At 43.6% G+C, this 16,050-nt stretch carries 13 protein-coding genes and 3 pseudogenes; 13 read left to right on the top strand and 3 right to left on the bottom strand.

Annotation, left to right across the window (positions count from 1 at the left end):
• The 3 genes and pseudogenes from DXA05_RS07365 to galE all read left to right on the top strand — a co-directional run bounded on the left by DXA05_RS07365 (position 1) and on the right by galE (position 2,437).
• Positions 1 to 585, top strand: coding sequence for an electron transport complex subunit E (locus tag DXA05_RS07365; RefSeq protein WP_004295586.1), 585 nt, complete (start codon positions 1 to 3; stop codon positions 583 to 585).
• Positions 586 to 607: 22 nt separating this feature from the next.
• Positions 608 to 1,180 (top strand): electron transport complex subunit RsxA, encoded by a 573-nt coding sequence (gene rsxA / locus DXA05_RS07360; RefSeq protein ID WP_004303570.1) that lies wholly within the window; start codon positions 608 to 610, stop codon positions 1,178 to 1,180.
• Between the two features lie 223 nt (positions 1,181 to 1,403).
• A pseudogene (gene galE, locus DXA05_RS07355) lies at positions 1,404 to 2,437 on the top strand (UDP-glucose 4-epimerase GalE).
• Positions 2,438 to 2,693: 256 nt separating this feature from the next.
• Here the strand turns inward: galE and ispE are convergent.
• Positions 2,694 to 3,518, bottom strand: coding sequence for a 4-(cytidine 5'-diphospho)-2-C-methyl-D-erythritol kinase (gene ispE, locus DXA05_RS07350; RefSeq protein WP_044134445.1), 825 nt, complete (start codon positions 3,516 to 3,518; stop codon positions 2,694 to 2,696).
• A 234-nt stretch (positions 3,519 to 3,752) separates the two neighbouring features.
• Between ispE and dnaB the strand changes: the two are divergent.
• The 6 genes and pseudogenes from dnaB to DXA05_RS07320 all read left to right on the top strand — a co-directional run bounded on the left by dnaB (position 3,753) and on the right by DXA05_RS07320 (position 11,216).
• Positions 3,753 to 5,311, top strand: a pseudogene (gene dnaB, locus DXA05_RS07345) (replicative DNA helicase).
• 111 nt (positions 5,312 to 5,422) lie between these two features.
• Positions 5,423 to 7,885: a phenylalanine--tRNA ligase subunit beta gene (pheT, locus tag DXA05_RS07340; RefSeq protein WP_004312761.1), complete on the top strand. Its 2,463-nt coding sequence runs from the start codon at positions 5,423 to 5,425 to the stop codon at positions 7,883 to 7,885.
• 33 nt (positions 7,886 to 7,918) lie between these two features.
• A complete protein-coding gene (locus DXA05_RS07335) occupies positions 7,919 to 8,659 on the top strand; it encodes a YebC/PmpR family DNA-binding transcriptional regulator (RefSeq protein WP_008022700.1) in 741 nt (246 codons plus the stop codon).
• A gap of 8 nt (positions 8,660 to 8,667) precedes the next feature.
• Positions 8,668 to 8,913: a TIGR03905 family TSCPD domain-containing protein gene (locus DXA05_RS07330; RefSeq protein WP_008022698.1), complete on the top strand. Its 246-nt coding sequence runs from the start codon at positions 8,668 to 8,670 to the stop codon at positions 8,911 to 8,913.
• Positions 8,914 to 9,173: 260 nt separating this feature from the next.
• Positions 9,174 to 10,427: an Nramp family divalent metal transporter gene (locus DXA05_RS07325; protein WP_008022695.1), complete on the top strand. Its 1,254-nt coding sequence runs from the start codon at positions 9,174 to 9,176 to the stop codon at positions 10,425 to 10,427.
• 29 nt (positions 10,428 to 10,456) lie between these two features.
• A pseudogene (locus DXA05_RS07320) lies at positions 10,457 to 11,216 on the top strand (exodeoxyribonuclease III).
• On the opposite strand, the gene DXA05_RS07315 reads toward DXA05_RS07320, so the two are convergent.
• Both DXA05_RS07315 and DXA05_RS07310 read right to left on the bottom strand, forming a co-directional pair.
• On the bottom strand, positions 11,211 to 11,618 hold the full coding sequence (locus tag DXA05_RS07315) for a secondary thiamine-phosphate synthase enzyme YjbQ (RefSeq protein ID WP_004312772.1): 408 nt from the start codon (positions 11,616 to 11,618) through the stop codon (positions 11,211 to 11,213). The pseudogene DXA05_RS07320 and the gene DXA05_RS07315 overlap by 6 nt on opposite strands.
• A 15-nt stretch (positions 11,619 to 11,633) precedes the next feature.
• Complete coding sequence (locus DXA05_RS07310) at positions 11,634 to 11,900, bottom strand: hypothetical protein (protein WP_128858981.1); 267 nt, start codon at positions 11,898 to 11,900, stop codon at positions 11,634 to 11,636.
• Positions 11,901 to 11,992: 92 nt separating this feature from the next.
• Between DXA05_RS07310 and DXA05_RS07305 the strand changes: the two genes are divergently transcribed.
• From DXA05_RS07305 to DXA05_RS07290, 4 genes are all read left to right on the top strand, one after another.
• Positions 11,993 to 12,451 carry a C-GCAxxG-C-C family protein gene (locus tag DXA05_RS07305; protein ID WP_004312774.1) on the top strand — a complete coding sequence of 153 codons (459 nt, stop codon included), beginning with the start codon at positions 11,993 to 11,995 and terminating at the stop codon, positions 12,449 to 12,451.
• Positions 12,452 to 12,605: 154 nt separating this feature from the next.
• A complete protein-coding gene (locus DXA05_RS07300; RefSeq protein WP_120069922.1) occupies positions 12,606 to 12,806 on the top strand; it encodes a winged helix-turn-helix domain-containing protein in 201 nt (66 codons plus the stop codon).
• Between the two features lie 128 nt (positions 12,807 to 12,934).
• Positions 12,935 to 14,716, top strand: coding sequence for a translation elongation factor 4 (gene lepA, locus DXA05_RS07295; RefSeq protein WP_004312779.1), 1,782 nt, complete (start codon positions 12,935 to 12,937; stop codon positions 14,714 to 14,716).
• A 140-nt stretch (positions 14,717 to 14,856) separates the two neighbouring features.
• A complete protein-coding gene (locus DXA05_RS07290) occupies positions 14,857 to 16,035 on the top strand; it encodes a sodium:proton antiporter (RefSeq protein ID WP_087321199.1) in 1,179 nt (392 codons plus the stop codon).
• Positions 16,036 to 16,050 lie beyond the last annotated feature (15 nt).

Here is a 16,050-nt window from a genome sequence, read left to right as displayed (position 1 = left end):
ATGAATAACTTTAAAGTAATGATGAACGGGATTATCAAAGAGAATCCTACGTTTGTACTCCTGCTTGGTATGTGTCCTACATTGGGTACGACTTCGTCGGCCATCAATGGTATGGGTATGGGACTGGCTACCATGTTCGTATTGATCTGCTCGAATGTGGTGATCTCTTTAATCAAGAACCTGATTCCGGATATGGTGCGTATCCCGTCGTTTATCGTGGTGATCGCGTCTTTCGTAACCTTGCTTCAAATGGTGATGCAGGCATACGTGCCGGGACTGTACGCTACGCTCGGTCTTTTCATCCCGTTGATTGTAGTGAACTGTATTGTGTTGGGACGTGCCGAAGCATTCGCCGCCAAGAATAACGCAGTTGCTTCTATGTTCGACGGTATCGGCATGGGACTTGGTTTCACCATTGCCCTGACATTGCTGGGGGCTGTCCGTGAATTTCTGGGAACCGGTAAGATTTTCGATCTGACCATCATGCCGGAAGAATATGGAATGTTGGTATTTGTATTGGCTCCGGGTGCTTTCATCGCTTTGGGATACCTCATTGCGCTTATTAACAGTTTCAAGAAAGCCTAATTCAATTAAATAAGAAAAGAATATGGAATATATATTGATATTTATTTCGGCAATCTTTGTAAACAACATCGTGTTGTCGCAGTTCTTGGGTATCTGTCCGTTCCTGGGCGTATCTAAGAAAGTAGAGACTGCGATGGGTATGAGCGCTGCGGTTGCTTTCGTGTTGACCATCGCTACCATCGTTACCTTCCTGATTCAGAAGTTTGTGTTGGATGTTTTCGGGCTGGGATATTTGCAGACGATTACGTTCATTCTGGTCATTGCCGGATTGGTGCAGATGGTGGAAATCATTCTGAAAAAAGTATCGCCTGCTCTGTATCAGGCTTTGGGCGTGTTCTTGCCTTTGATTACAACCAACTGTTGTATTCTTGGTGTGGCTATCCTGGTGATTCAGAAAGACTACGACCTGCTGACAGGTGTTGTGTACGCGTTTTCTACGGCCATCGGTTTCGGTCTGGCACTGGTGCTTTTTGCCGGATTGCGCGAACAGATGAGCCTCGTGAAAGTACCTAAAGGAATGCAAGGCACTCCGATTGCCTTGATTACCGCCGGTTTGCTTGCTATGGCATTCATGGGATTCTCCGGCGTGGTGTAAGGATTTACAGTTGATAATTAAATAGGGGATTGGAAGCTCTGCTGTATGGCGTCATACAGCTTTGAGTTTCCAATTCTTTTTTATACCTGATTGCCACCCAATCGTACCTAAATTACTTTTCAGCAAATAAAATTGTGGCAAATTATTGCTATTCCATTTTATTTCCATACATTTGTAACTCAAACAATGATAAGCCGAGAAACTAACCATTTTTATAAAGTATATGAAAGAAAGAATTTTAGTAACAGGCGGGACAGGATACATAGGGTCTCATACTGTTGTAGAACTACAAAACAGTGGATATGAAGTAATCATCATCGATAATTTATCAAATTCAAGTGCTGATGTTGTTGACAATATAGAGAAAGTTTCCGGTATTCGCCCAGTTTTTGAAAAGCTGGATTGTCTGGACTTTGCTGGTCTTGATGCAGTATTTACAAAATATAAAGGAATTAAGGCGATCATTCACTTTGCAGCGAGCAAAGCAGTAGGAGAATCGGTACAGAAACCGTTGCTTTACTACCGTAATAACCTGGTTTCTTTGATTAACCTTCTCGAACTGATGCCAAAACATGGAGTAGAAGGTATTGTGTTCTCTTCTTCCTGTACAGTATACGGCCAGCCGGATGAATTGCCGGTAACAGAAAAGGCTCCGATTAAGAAAGCGGAATCGCCATACGGAAATACGAAACAGATTAATGAAGAGATTATTCGTGATACGGTAGCTTCAGGTGCTCCGATCAATGCGATTATGCTGCGCTATTTCAATCCGATTGGTGCGCATCCTACGGCATTGCTGGGTGAACTGCCTAATGGGGTTCCTCAAAACCTGATTCCATATCTGACCCAAACCGCCATCGGCATCCGTGAGAAACTAAGTGTGTTTGGTGATGATTATGATACACCGGACGGTTCTTGTATCCGTGACTTTATCAATGTTGTTGACTTGGCTAAAGCCACGTGATTGCTATCCGTCGTATCTTGGAAAAGACACAAAAAGAAAAAGTGGAAGTGTTCAATATCGGTACAGGACGTGGCGTTTCTGTATTGGAATTGATAAATGGCTTTGAAAGAGCCACCGGCGTAAAATTGAATTATCAGATTGTCGGACGTCGTGCAGGCGACATTGAAAAAGTTTGGGCGAATCCGGATTTCGCAAACCAGGAACTGGGTTGGAAGGCTGTAGAAACTTTGGAAGATACTTTACGTTCTGCATGGAACTGGCAGCTGAAACTCCGTGAAAGAGGGATTCAATAAAAGAGATTTGTTTTAAAATAAACATAAAAGATTAAACAAATCGTGCATGCGATTTGTTTATTTGATGCTAATCGACCTGAAGCTGTTTATGAGTATGCGAATATACGTAAATAGTACTTATGCCTCCCCGGCATAGACAGGAAAGATTGCATAGTAGTTTTGTCGTGTTTTATTTTGTGTTTGTGTTGTGACGGTACTACGACGTGAGTCGTGGTACCGTTTTTTGTTCGCCCAGTATGGGCGAACAAAACTATGTTTATAGCTTTCCTTTGAAACAGAAAACGTCGCTTTCTCCCATTGTTTCCGGTAAAGAAGTTCCGGGGGCGAACAGTCCGAACACTGAAGAGCCGGAGCCGCTCATGGAGGCGTAGATCGCTCCTTGATGATAGAGTTCTCTTTTAATTTCCCCAATAACGGGATGTTGCGGGAATACACTTGCTTCAAAATCATTGATTAGGATATCCTTCCATTCTGCAACTGGATGCAGGATTGCCTCTTTGACCGGATATTCCGGACGGTGCGGGTGGATATTTGAAAAGGCTTCCCGGGTAGAAACGAAAACGTTCGGTTTGACAATCATGATTTGGTAACCGCTTAATGAAAGCTCGATTGGTGAGAACAGGTTTCCGATCCCTTCGGCATAGGTCGGCTTGTTTTTAATAAAGAAAGCACAGTCCGCTCCCAAAGTGGCGGCATATACCTCCAGCTGTTCTTCAGATAATTCCAGCTGAAAATGATCGTTGAGCAACTTCAGCATAAAAGCGGCATCGGATGAACCGCCCCCCAGTCCGGCTCCCGAGGGAATATGCTTATATAAATGAATTTCGACAGGGGGAAGATGAAACTCCTTATCCAGCAATGAATAGGCCTTTGCCACCAGGTTGTCTTCCGGATTGCCGGCTATCTCCATGCCATACTGGTGGAGGGTAATCTTCTTTTCTGTTTCAGAAGAAGTACGGATTTCGAGAGCGTCCTCGAGGGCTACCGGATAGAAAACGGTTTCCAGATTGTGATATCCGTCCGGGCGTTTTTCCGTGATGGAAAGTCCCAGGTTTATTTTGATATTAGGAAAAGCGAGCATAAGGTTATTTACTATTTTTCAATTTACGATTTACTATTTGCAGTGCCGCACATGACAATTAATCATGTGTTGAATGTAATTCGGGAGCAAAGTTAGTAAAATCTTCATTTTTCCTTATCCATTCTTCATGATTATATTCTATCTTTGTCGTCCCGACTGGAAAAACTCTGTTATAAAGGAGTCTGTCCGGTCGCAAAATAGTAAATAGTAAATTGTAAAATAGTAAATACCTCGATGGCCGAACAGAAAAGAAATACCCGCAATACAAAGTCTACTAAGGTACAACCGGTAAATGATTATGGACGTATTCAGCCGCAGGCACCTGAACTGGAAGAAGCAGTTCTGGGAGCTTTGATGATTGAAAAGGATGCTTACTCATTGGTGAGTGAGATTCTTCGTCCCGAATCTTTTTACGAACACCGACATCAGTTGATTTATTCTGCCATCACCGATCTTGCGGTGAATCAGAAGCCGGTGGATATTCTGACTGTAAAGGAACAACTTAGCAAACGCGGAGAACTGGAAGAGGTGGGAGGCCCGTTCTATATTACTCAATTGAGTAGTAAGGTGGCTTCATCAGCGCATATTGAGTATCACGCCCGTATTATTGCACAGAAATCTCTGGCGCGTGAGCTGATTACGTTTACAAGCAATATCCAGAGTAAGGCGTTCGATGAAACGCTGGATGTGGACGACTTGATGCAGGAAGCGGAAGGTAAACTTTTTGAGATTTCGCAGCAGAACATGAAAAAGGATTATACGCAGATCAATCCGGTGATTGACGAAGCCTATAAGCTGATTCAGAAGGCTGCGGCGCGAACCGATGGTTTGAGTGGTCTTGAGAGTGGTTTTACAAAGCTCGACAAGATGACTTCCGGTTGGCAGAATTCCGACCTTATCATTATCGCTGCACGTCCTGCGATGGGTAAGACCGCCTTTGTCCTTTCTATGGCTAAGAATATTGCTGTCGATTATCGGAACCCGGTGGCGTTGTTCTCGCTTGAAATGAGTAACGTTCAGTTGGTGAACCGTTTGATTGCGAATGTCTGTGAGATTCCGAGTGAGAAGATCAAAAGTGGACAGTTGGCAAATTATGAATGGCAGCAATTGGACTATAAACTGAAGAATCTGATGGATGCACCGCTTTACGTGGATGATACTCCGTCTCTGTCTGTATTTGAACTTCGAACGAAAGCGCGTCGTCTGGTACGTGAACATGGAGTGAGAATCATTATTATTGACTACCTCCAGTTGATGAATGCGAGCGGTATGGCGTTTGGTAGCCGTCAGGAAGAGGTTAGTACCATTTCCCGTTCGTTGAAAGGACTGGCGAAAGAGTTGAATATTCCGATTATCGCACTGTCGCAGTTGAATCGTGGTGTGGAAAGTCGTGAAGGTATTGATGGTAAACGTCCGCAGTTGAGTGACCTCGTGAATCGGGAGCCATCGAGCAGGATGCCGATATGGTGTGCTTTATCCACCGTCCGGAATACTATAAGATTTATCAGGATGATCGTGGTAATGACTTGCGTGGTATGGCGGAGATTGTCATCGCCAAGCATCGTAATGGTGCGGTAGGCGAGGTGTTGCTTCGGTTTAAGGGAGAATTTACCCGTTTCTCCAATCCGGAGGACGATATGGTTATCCCGATGCCGGGTGAGCCTGCCGGGGCTATGTTAGGATCGAAAATGAATACAGGTAATGCAGGTTCCGTACCTCCTCCCGCGCCTGATTTTGCACCGCAGACAGCGAATCCGTTCGGAGCACCGGGGGATGGACCTTTGCCGTTCTAGTTGCGTCCCTGTGGTGAAATAACGCGCAATTTTTTATCAAACCTTCTCGGTCAACCGAAAAATCTTATTAACTTTGCGAATCTTTTTGAGAAACAATAAAAAATTAAGTATATGAATATCTCTTATAACTGGCTGAAAGAGTATGTCAACTTCGACCTGACGCCCGATGAAACGGCTGCTGCGTTGACTTCTATCGGCTTGGAAACAGGTGGTGTAGAAGAAGTGCAAACCATTAAAGGTGGTTTGGAAGGACTTGTGATCGGTGAAGTGCTGACCTGCACGGAACATCCTAACTCTGACCATTTGCATATTACTACTGTTAATCTGGGAGACGGTGAACCGGTACAGATTGTTTGTGGTGCCCCGAATGTGGCTGCCGGACAGAAAGTGGTGGTAGCTACTTTAGGTACGAAACTTTATGACGGTGACGAATGTTTTACCATCAAGAAATCAAAAATCCGTGGGGTAGAATCTACAGGTATGATTTGTGCTGAAGACGAAATCGGGATCGGTACGGATCATGCAGGTATCATCGTATTGCCGGAAACTGCTGTTCCGGGTACGCTTGCCAAGGATTATTATAATATCAAGAGCGATTATGTACTGGAAGTGGATATCACGCCTAACCGTGCGGATGCCTGCTCTCACTATGGGGTAGCTCGTGACCTGTATGCTTATCTGATTCAGAACGGTCGTCAGGCAACTTTACAACGCCCGTCAGTGGATGGCTTTAAAGTGGAAAACCATGACTTGAATATCGAAGTGAAGGTTGAAAACAGCGAAGCTTGTCCGCATTATGCCGGTGTTACCGTGAAAGGTGTAACAGTGAAGGAGAGTCCGGAATGGCTGCAAAACAAATTGCGCCTGATCGGTGTGCGTCCTATTAATAATGTAGTGGATATTACGAACTATATCGTTCATGCTTTCGGTCAGCCGTTGCATTGCTTCGATGCCGGAAAGATTAAAGGCAATGAGGTGATTGTGAAAACAATGCCCGAAGGTACTCCGTTCGTTACGTTGGATGAAGTGGAACGTAAGTTGAACGAACGCGACCTGATGATTTGCAACAAGGAAGAGGCCATGTGTATTGCCGGTGTATTCGGCGGACTGGACTCCGGTTCTACGGAAGCTACGACAGACGTATTCATCGAAAGTGCTTATTTCCATCCTACATGGGTGCGTAAGACGGCTCGTCGTCATGGTTTGAATACGGATGCTTCTTTCCGTTTCGAACGTGGTATCGATCCGAACGGCGTGATTTATTGCCTGAAACTGGCTGCTTTGATGGTGAAAGAACTGGCTGGCGGTACGATTTCTTCTGAAATAAAAGATGTATTCACTACTCCTGCACAGGATTTTATTGTCGATCTTGCTTACGAAAAAGTACATTCTTTGGTAGGTAAAGTGATCCCGGTAGAGACAATCAAGAGCATTGTGACTAGCTTGGAAATGAAGATTACCAATGAAACGGCAGAAGGACTGACATTGGCTGTTCCTCCTTATCGTGTAGACGTGCAGCGTGATTGCGATGTGATTGAAGATATTCTTCGTATCTATGGATATAATAATGTGGAAATTCCGACTACGCTGAACTCCAGTCTGACTACAAAGGGTGAGCACGACAAGTCGAATAAATTGCAGAATCTGATTGCAGAACAACTGGTGGGCTGTGGATTCAATGAAATTCTGAACAACTCACTGACTCGTGCTGCTTATTATGATGGGTTGGAGGCTTATCCGTCCAATCACCTGGTGATGTTGCTCAATCCGTTGAGTGCTGATTTGAACGCTATGCGTCAGACTTTGCTGTTCGGCGGACTGGAAAGCATTGCTCATAACGCCAATCGTAAGAACGCTGATTTGAAATTCTTCGAATTCGGTAACTGTTATTATTTCAATGCTGACAAGAAGAACGAAGAGAAGGTACTGGCTCCTTATTCGGAAGATTATCACCTGGGCTTGTGGGTAACCGGTAAGAAGGTTTCCAATTCATGGGCGCATGCGGATGAAAATAGTTCGGTGTATGAATTGAAAGCGTACGTAGAAAATATATTAAAGCGTCTGGGACTGGATTTGCACAATCTGGTTGTAGGTAATCTGACAGACGATGTTTTTGCTGCCGCACTCTCTGTCAACACAAAGGGCGGAAAACGTCTTGCTTCTTTCGGTATTGTAACTAAGAAGCTGTTGAAAGCATTTGATATCGACAATGAAGTATATTACGCCGACTTGAACTGGAAGGAATTGATGAAAGCCATCCGTTCTGTGAAGATCAGCTACAAGGAAATTTCCAAATTCCCTGCTGTGAAACGCGACTTGGCATTGTTGCTTGATAAGAATATACAATTTGCCGAAATCGAAAAGATTGCATACGAAACAGAGAAGAAGCTGTTGAAAGAAGTGGAACTCTTCGATGTATATGAAGGTAAGAACCTCGAAGCGGGTAAGAAGTCGTATGCGGTGAGCTTCCTGCTTCAGGATGAAAACCAGACTTTGAATGATAAGATGATTGATAAGATCATGTCGAAACTGGTGAAGAACCTGGAAGATAAACTGGGTGCCAAACTTAGATAAACTTAAAATTGTCATTATTAAAAATATAAACCAATGGGAAGAGCATTTGAATATAGAAAGGCCGCTAAACTGAAAAGATGGGGCCACATGGCTAAAACTTTTACAAGACTGGGTAAACAAATCGCTATCGCTGTAAAGGCAGGCGGTCCGGAACCTGAAAACAACCCGACGCTGCGTTCGGTGATCGCTACTTGTAAGCGTGAAAACATGCCGAAGGATAACATTGAACGTGCTATCAAAAACGCAATGGGTAAAGACCAGAGCGACTACAAGAGCATGACTTATGAAGGATACGGCCCTCACGGTATTGCTGTGTTTGTAGACACATTGACAGACAACACAACTCGTACGGTGGCTGACGTTCGTTCGGTATTCAATAAGTTCGGTGGCAATCTGGGTACAATGGGTTCTCTTGCGTTCCTTTTCGACCACAAATGTGTGTTCACTTTCAAGAAGAAAGACGGATTGGATATGGAAGAACTGATTCTCGATCTGATCGACTATGACGTGGAAGATGAATATGAAGAAGATGATGAAGAGGGAACAATTACTATCTATGGTAATCCTAAGAGCTACGCCGCTATTCAGAAGCATTTGGAAGAATGTGGCTTTGAAGATGTCGGTGGAGACTTCACTTATATCCCGAACGACCTGAAAGAGGTTACTCCGGAACAACGCGAAACATTGGATAAGATGATCGAACGTCTGGAAGAATTTGATGACGTGCAGACTGTCTATACCAACATGCAACCGGAAGAAGGGGAAGAGGAGTAAGACAGGTTATGGAATATGTTTATAAGACCCAGGGGACTTGCAGCACGAATATCGAACTGAATGTGGAAGATGGAGTGGTGAAGGAAGTTGCTTTCTGGGGAGGATGTAATGGTAACCTTCAAGGTCTTTCACGCCTTGTGAGAGGGATGAAGGTAGCGGATGTGATTACAAAACTCGAAGGAGTGCGTTGTGGTGGCAGACCGACTTCATGTCCCGATCAATTATGTCGTGCATTGCATGAGATGGGATATTGATTGATTTTTCATTTATGTAAATTATATATTGATTTGTGGCCTCTGGCAATTGGTTTGTCGGAGGTCATTTTTTTTAGCAGAAAGTCCTTATTTCCTTTTCTCGAGTAGTCCTTACTCAACCCTTTTATAATAATGTCCTCATAATTAGTGTATCATCTGTGTCCATAGGTCATCTACTTATTGGTCGGTATTTTGAACTAAAATTGATTCTCACTCGTTATTTATAAGTATATTTGTACTGGATAAACTATTATGCAAAAATGAAGAATATTTTTCAAGACTTAAGACGCAAAGATCATAAACGCTATCTGGGTGGACTGGATGTTTTTAAATATATTGGTCCGGGGCTACTGGTTACTGTAGGATTTATTGATCCGGGAAACTGGGCTTCTAATTTCGCCGCCGGTTCCGAATTCGGCTATTCCTTGCTTTGGGTGGTTACCTTGTCTACCATCATGCTGATTGTCCTTCAGCACAATGTTGCTCACTTGGGAATCGTTACCGGACTTTGCCTTTCGGAGGCGGCCACTAAGTACACCCCTAAATGGGTGTCACGACCTATTCTTGGCACAGCAGTACTGGCGTCGATCTCTACTTCCCTGGCGGAAATTCTGGGAGGTGCCATCGCGTTGGAAATGTTATTGGATATTCCTATTATATGGGGAGCTGTATTGACTACGCTTTTTGTCTCCATCATGCTTTTCACTAATTCGTATAAAAAGATAGAACGTTCCATCATTGCGTTCGTTTCTGTTATCGGGCTTTCATTTATTTATGAGTTGTTTCTGGTGGAAATAGACTGGCCGGCTGCAACGGCGGGGTGGGTGACTCCTTCTTTCCCGAAAGGTAGTATGCTGATTATCATGAGTGTGTTGGGAGCGGTAGTGATGCCTCATAATCTGTTCCTTCATTCGGAGGTGATACAGAGTCACGAGTACAATAAGAAAGATGATGCTTCTATTAAGAAGGTATTGAAATATGAGTTGTTTGACACTCTTTTCTCAATGATTGTCGGTTGGGCGATTAACAGTGCCATGATTCTGCTGGCGGCCGCCACTTTCTTTAAAAGCGGTATTCAGGTAGAGGAACTGCAACAGGCTAAGTCTTTGCTCGAACCTTTATTGGGAAGTAATGCGGCAATTGTATTTGCATTGGCATTGCTGATGGCGGGCATTTCGTCAACTATTACGAGCGGAATGGCGGCAGGTTCTATTTTTGCAGGTATTTTCGGCGAGTCTTATCATATCAAGGACAGTCACTCGCAGGTGGGAGTTCTCTTGTCTTTGGGAATTGCCTTATTGCTGATTTTCTTTATTGGAGATCCTTTTAAAGGATTGATTATTTCGCAGATGGTACTTAGTATTCAATTGCCTTTCACCGTGTTCTTACAGGTGGGACTGACGTCTTCCCGAAAGGTGATGGGCGATTATGTCAATAGTCGTTGGAGTACGTTCGTGTTGTACTCGATTGCTATTATCGTTTCGGTACTGAACATTATGCTTTTGTTTTCATAAAATGAACATGAACTTATAAATATAGAATGATGAAAATTATTACTTATAATGTGAACGGACTACGTGCAGCCGTATCTAAAGGGTTACCGGAATGGCTGGCACAGGAGAATCCTGATATTCTTTGTCTGCAAGAGACGAAACTGCAACCGGACCAATATCCGGGAGAAGTGTTTGAAGCATTGGGCTACAAGTCTTATTTGTACTCGGCGCAGAAGAAGGGATACAGTGGAGTGGCTATACTTACCAAGCGGGAACCGGACCATGTGGAATATGGGATGGGAATGGAAGCATACGATAATGAAGGACGTTTCATCCGTGCGGACTTCGGAGACTTGTCGGTAGTCAGCGTTTACCATCCTTCGGGAACGAGCGGAGATGAACGCCAGGCCTTTAAAATGGTCTGGTTGGAAGATTTCCAGAAATATGTGATGGAGTTGCAGAAGTCTCGTCCCAACTTGATTCTTTGCGGCGATTATAATATCTGTCACGAGCCGATTGATATTCATGACTGTCCGGAACGCGACCAACAGCGGTTTCCTTCCTGAAGAACGGGAATGGATGACGCGTTTCCTGTCTGCGGGATATGTGGACTCTTTTCGTACGCTTTGTCCGGAGAAACAGGAATATACCTGGTGGAGCTATCGTTTTAATTCGCGTGCCAAGAATAAAGGCTGGAGAATTGATTATTGTATGGTCAGTGAGCCGGTACGCCCGCTGTTGAAACGGGCGTATATCCTGAATGAGGCCGTACATTCCGACCATTGTCCGATGGCTCTGGAAATATTATAGAATGGTAATACTCAATTTACGGGTGTCTCCTCCGTCGCGAAACTCGCCGAGGTAGACGCCTTGCCATGTACCTAAGTTCAAACGGTGGTTTTTGATGGGGATGGTGACCGAGCTTCCTATCAGGGAGGCTTTTATATGGGCACTCATATCGTCAGGGCCTTCAAGGGTATGGATGAAGTAGGGAGCACCGTCGGGGACAAGTTTATTAAAAAACGTCTGAAAGTCATGCCGTACGTCCGGGTCTGCATTTTCGTTGATAGTCAGTCCGGCAGAAGTGTGTTTGATAAAGACTACCAGCAGGCCGCTTTCAGGAAGTGGGGGTAGCTGTGAGACAATATCGCGCGTGATTAGATGAAATCCGCGCGAATAATGAGGTAGTTGGATGTCAAATGTTGTAGCCATATATATTTTAGCTTTTTAAAATTTGGATGGTGGATTCAGATCCACATACGGATCTTTGACGGCTGATTCCATCATCGCGTTGATTGTGATTCCTGTGTCTTCTTTATAATTCCTTCTTTTGTTCCATTCACGTATGTCCTTAAGAGTGACATCACGTTTCTTTCTGTTTTGAGGGAAATTACTCTTTTTTTTCCTATCGGCATATTCATCCTTTCTGGCTGCGCTCATCATAGCTTGGATGGCAATGGCTGTCGATTCTTTATATGAAATAGTTTTGTTCATATTTTCTTTTTTTTGATTTTAATCTTTACGCCCTATCTGATACAAAGATACTTTTTTATACTTTTGCACAAAATAAAAATGCAAAATAGTTTATGGAAGATAGAATACAGAAAGCAGTGGAGCTTTTTAAGAGTGGATATAACTGCTCACAGTCGGTGGTAGCGGCTTTTGCGGACATGTATGGATTTACACAGGAACAGGCATTGCGTATGAGTGCTTCTTTTGGCGGGGGCATCGGACGGATGCGTGAAACGTGTGGAGCTGCCTGCGGCATGTTTCTGGTGGCAGGCTTGGAAACCGGTGCTACGGAAGCAACTGACCGGGAAGGAAAAGCTGCCAATTATGCGGTAGTGCAAGAACTGGCGGCTGAATTTAAGAAGCGTAACGGCTCGCTGATTTGTGGCGAATTGTTGGGATTAAAGAAAAAAGAGCCGGTCTCCACTATTCCGGAAGAGCGTACTGCTCAATATTATAGCAAGCGTCCCTGTGCAAAAATGGTTGAAGAAGCGGCAAGAATTTGGTCGGAATATCTCGAAAAGCATCCAAAATGAGCTCCTAAAATGCTTTTTTATTACAAAAACGGTAAAAAAGTGCTCAATAAAGTGTTATATAACATAAAAATAACTATCTTTGCCTCCGAAATAAAATCTGAAAGTCTTTTGGCTGGAAAGGTTTTAAGCATGTCTAACTAAAATTGCAAAGCAAATGTTGAAAGAAAAAGCTGGTGTAATTGCAGGTACTATCTGGAATACACTGAACGAAACAGAAGGAATGACTGCCAAGCAGCTTAAAAAAGCAACTAAATTGGTTGACAAAGATCTGTTTCTCGGCCTTGGCTGGTTATTGAGAGAAGACAAAGTCTCTGTGGAAGAAGTTGAAGGTGAACTCTTCATCAAATTGATCTAAGCGAGTAACTCACTTAAGCAATAAAAAAATGCGTTGGTACATAATCATAATGTTATCAACGCATTTTTTTTTATTCCGCCATTTACGTATCTTTGCACACCAAAAAGATAAAATAATAAGAATTCAGAATGAAGAATATACGCAACTTTTGCATTATTGCTCATATTGACCACGGTAAGTCGACTTTGGCTGACCGTTTGTTGGAGTTTACACATACCATTCAGGTTACTTCCGGGCAGATGCTTGATAATATGGATCTGGAGAAGGAAAGAGGGATCACTATCAAGAGCCATGCTATCCAGATGGAATATACTTATCAGGGTGAAAAGTATATCCTTAACTTGATTGACACCCCGGGACATGTGGACTTTTCGTATGAGGTATCGCGTTCTATTGCTGCGTGTGAAGGTGCGTTGCTGATTGTCGATGCTTCCCAGGGAGTGCAGGCGCAGACGATTTCAAATCTGTATATGGCCATTGAGCATGACCTTGAGATTATTCCGGTGATTAATAAATGTGACATGGCGAGTGCCAATCCCGAAGAAGTGGAAGATGAGATCGTTGAATTGTTGGGCTGCAAACGGGAGGAAGTAATCCGTGCGTCCGGCAAAACGGGGATGGGAGTGGAAGAGATACTGGCGGCTGTGATTGAGCGGATCCCTCATCCGGAAGGAGATGAAGAGGCTCCGTTGCAGGCTTTGATTTTCGACTCTGTATTTAATTCTTTCCGCGGAATTATAGCCTATTTCAAGATCGAAAACGGTATGATTCGCAAGGGAGACAAGGTGAAGTTCTTCAATACGGGAAAAGAGTATGATGCCGATGAAGTAGGGGTGTTGAAAATGGATATGGTGCCTCGTAACGAACTTCGTACGGGAGATGTAGGATATATTATTTCCGGTATCAAAACTTCCAAAGAGGTGAAAGTGGGAGATACCATTACGCATATTGCCCGTCCGTGTGAAAAGGCTATTGCCGGTTTTGAGGAAGTGAAGCCGATGGTATTTGCCGGAGTTTATCCGATTGAAGCGGAGGATTTTGAAGATCTCCGTGCGTCTTTGGAGAAGTTGCAGTTGAATGACGCGTCTTTGACTTTCCAGCCGGAATCTTCGTTGGCTTTGGGTTTTGGCTTCCGTTGTGGTTTCCTCGGATTGCTCCACATGGAGATTGTGCAGGAGCGCTTGGACCGTGAGTTTGATATGAATGTGATTACTACGGTGCCGAACGTTTCTTACCATATATATGATAAGCAAGGTAATATGAAGGAAGTGCATAACCCTGGTGGTATGCCCGACCCGACTATGATTGACCATATCGAAGAGCCGTATATCAAAGCATCTATTATTACTACTACCGATTATATCGGTCCTATCATGACGCTTTGTTTAGGTAAACGTGGTGAATTGATTAAACAGGAATATATCTCCGGTAACCGGGTGGAAATCTATTATAATATGCCTTTGGGAGAAATTGTGATTGACTTTTATGATAAGTTGAAGAGTATTTCCAAAGGGTATGCTTCGTTTGATTATCATCCGAATGGTTTCCGTACTTCTAAACTGGTGAAGTTGGATATCCTCTTGAACGGTGAGCCTGTGGATGCGCTTTCCACTTTGACGCATATTGACAATGCTTACGATATGGGACGCCGGATGTGTGAGAAGTTGAAGGAACTTATTCCGCGTCAACAGTTTGATATTGCCATTCAGGCAGCTATCGGAGCGAAGATTATTTCTCGCGAAACCATTAAGGCGGTTCGTAAGGATGTGACCGCGAAGTGTTATGGTGGCGACGTGAGCCGTAAACGTAAACTGCTTGAAAAACAGAAAAGAGGTAAAAAACGAATGAAACAAATCGGTAACGTGGAAGTGCCGCAGAAAGCCTTCCTCGCCGTACTGAAGCTGGATTAAAAAACACTGCCGCAAGCAATTTTTCAGAGATATGTTCTGAACAAATTGACTTGCGGTTAGTTTTTAATACACCAGGTGATTGCCTTCTGTCTGCAGAGCTTTCCTTGGCAATCATTTTTTAGGAACAAACAACTATAAATATGAGAAAAGTTCTGTCTTTTTCGGGCTTCCTGATGCTGGGGCTCGTCGTTTCGCAATTCCTGCCGATGATGGCAGGGGATGGCTATGGAGCTGTTAAATCCGTATCGAATGTATTGCTCTATGTATGCCTTAGTTTTATAATGATTAATGTAGGCCGTGAATTTGTTCTTGATAAGACACGGTGGAAAAGTTACGCCCAGGATTATTTTATTGCCATGGCTACGGCTGCTTTGCCGTGGTTTATGATTGCCATCTATTATGTGTTTGTATTGCTTCCACCCGATTTTTGGAACAGTTGGGAAGCCTGGAAGGAGAATTTGCTGTTGAGCCGTTTTGCCGCACCGACATCAGCCGGTATTTTGTTTACGATGTTGGCGGCTATCGGGCTAAAGTCCAGTTGGATTTATAAGAAGATACAGGTGTTGGCTATTTTCGATGATTTGGATACGATTCTTTTGATGATTCCTCTTCAGATTATGATGATCGGACTGCGCTGGCAGTTGATTATTGTGGTGGTGATTGTGTTCCTGTTATTATCGATCGGCTGGCAAAGGCTGAATAAATACGATTGGCGTCAGGATTGGAAGGCTATCCTCTTTTATTCAATAATCATATTTTTGGCTACTCAAATTCTTTATCTCGGTAGTAAGGAATTGTATGGGGAGGAGGGAAGTATTCATATTGAAGTCCTACTGCCTGCATTTGTGCTGGGTATGATTATGAAACATAAGGAACATGATACGCCCGTGGAACGAAAGGTTTCTACCGGAATTTCATTTTTCTTCATGTTCCTGGTGGGGATGAGTATGCCGCATTTTATTGGAGTGAACTTTGCGGAGACTCATGCAGGTGCTTATTCCGTCACCGGTTCGCAGGAGATGATGTCGTGGGGGATGATTATGTTTCATGTGGTGATTGTCTCTTTATTGTCGAATATAGGAAAGCTTTGCCCGATGTTCTTTTACCGTGACCGGAAATTAAGCGAGCGACTGGCTCTTTCTATCGGTATGTTTACCCGTGGTGAGGTAGGAGCCGGAATTATTTTCATTGCATTGGGCTATAACTTGGGTGGTCCGGCATTGGTAATTTCTGTGCTTACCTTGGTACTGAATCTGATTTTGACAGGAATTTTTGTACTTTGGGTCAAAAATCTTGCTTTAAGGAGTTATACTAATTAGAAAATTCTGTATATT

It is taken from the genome of Bacteroides sp. AM54-2NS (assembly GCF_003602935.1).
Taxonomy (GTDB): Bacteria; Bacteroidota; Bacteroidia; order Bacteroidales; family Bacteroidaceae; genus Bacteroides; species Bacteroides xylanisolvens.
This window is presented reverse-complemented; position numbering and strand designations above follow the sequence as displayed.

Excerpts from the sequence above, each read along its gene's own strand:
- ispE (WP_044134445.1), bottom strand. The coding sequence starts at position 3,518 with ATGCTCGCTTTTCCTAATATCAAAATAAACCTGGGACTTTCCATCACG.
- lepA (WP_004312779.1), top strand. The coding sequence starts at position 12,935 with ATGAAGAATATACGCAACTTTTGCATTATTGCTCATATTGACCACGGT.
- DXA05_RS07315 (WP_004312772.1), bottom strand. The coding sequence starts at position 11,618 with ATGGCTACAACATTTGACATCCAACTACCTCATTATTCGCGCGGATTT.
- DXA05_RS07290 (WP_087321199.1), top strand. The coding sequence starts at position 14,857 with ATGAGAAAAGTTCTGTCTTTTTCGGGCTTCCTGATGCTGGGGCTCGTC.
- DXA05_RS07310 (WP_128858981.1), bottom strand. The coding sequence starts at position 11,900 with ATGAACAAAACTATTTCATATAAAGAATCGACAGCCATTGCCATCCAA.
- DXA05_RS07365 (WP_004295586.1), top strand. The coding sequence starts at position 1 with ATGAATAACTTTAAAGTAATGATGAACGGGATTATCAAAGAGAATCCT.
- DXA05_RS07330 (WP_008022698.1), top strand. The coding sequence starts at position 8,668 with ATGGAATATGTTTATAAGACCCAGGGGACTTGCAGCACGAATATCGAA.
- rsxA (WP_004303570.1), top strand. The coding sequence starts at position 608 with ATGGAATATATATTGATATTTATTTCGGCAATCTTTGTAAACAACATC.
- DXA05_RS07325 (WP_008022695.1), top strand. The coding sequence starts at position 9,174 with ATGAAGAATATTTTTCAAGACTTAAGACGCAAAGATCATAAACGCTAT.
- DXA05_RS07305 (WP_004312774.1), top strand. The coding sequence starts at position 11,993 with ATGGAAGATAGAATACAGAAAGCAGTGGAGCTTTTTAAGAGTGGATAT.
- DXA05_RS07335 (WP_008022700.1), top strand. The coding sequence starts at position 7,919 with ATGGGAAGAGCATTTGAATATAGAAAGGCCGCTAAACTGAAAAGATGG.
- DXA05_RS07300 (WP_120069922.1), top strand. The coding sequence starts at position 12,606 with ATGTTGAAAGAAAAAGCTGGTGTAATTGCAGGTACTATCTGGAATACA.
- pheT (WP_004312761.1), top strand. The coding sequence starts at position 5,423 with ATGAATATCTCTTATAACTGGCTGAAAGAGTATGTCAACTTCGACCTG.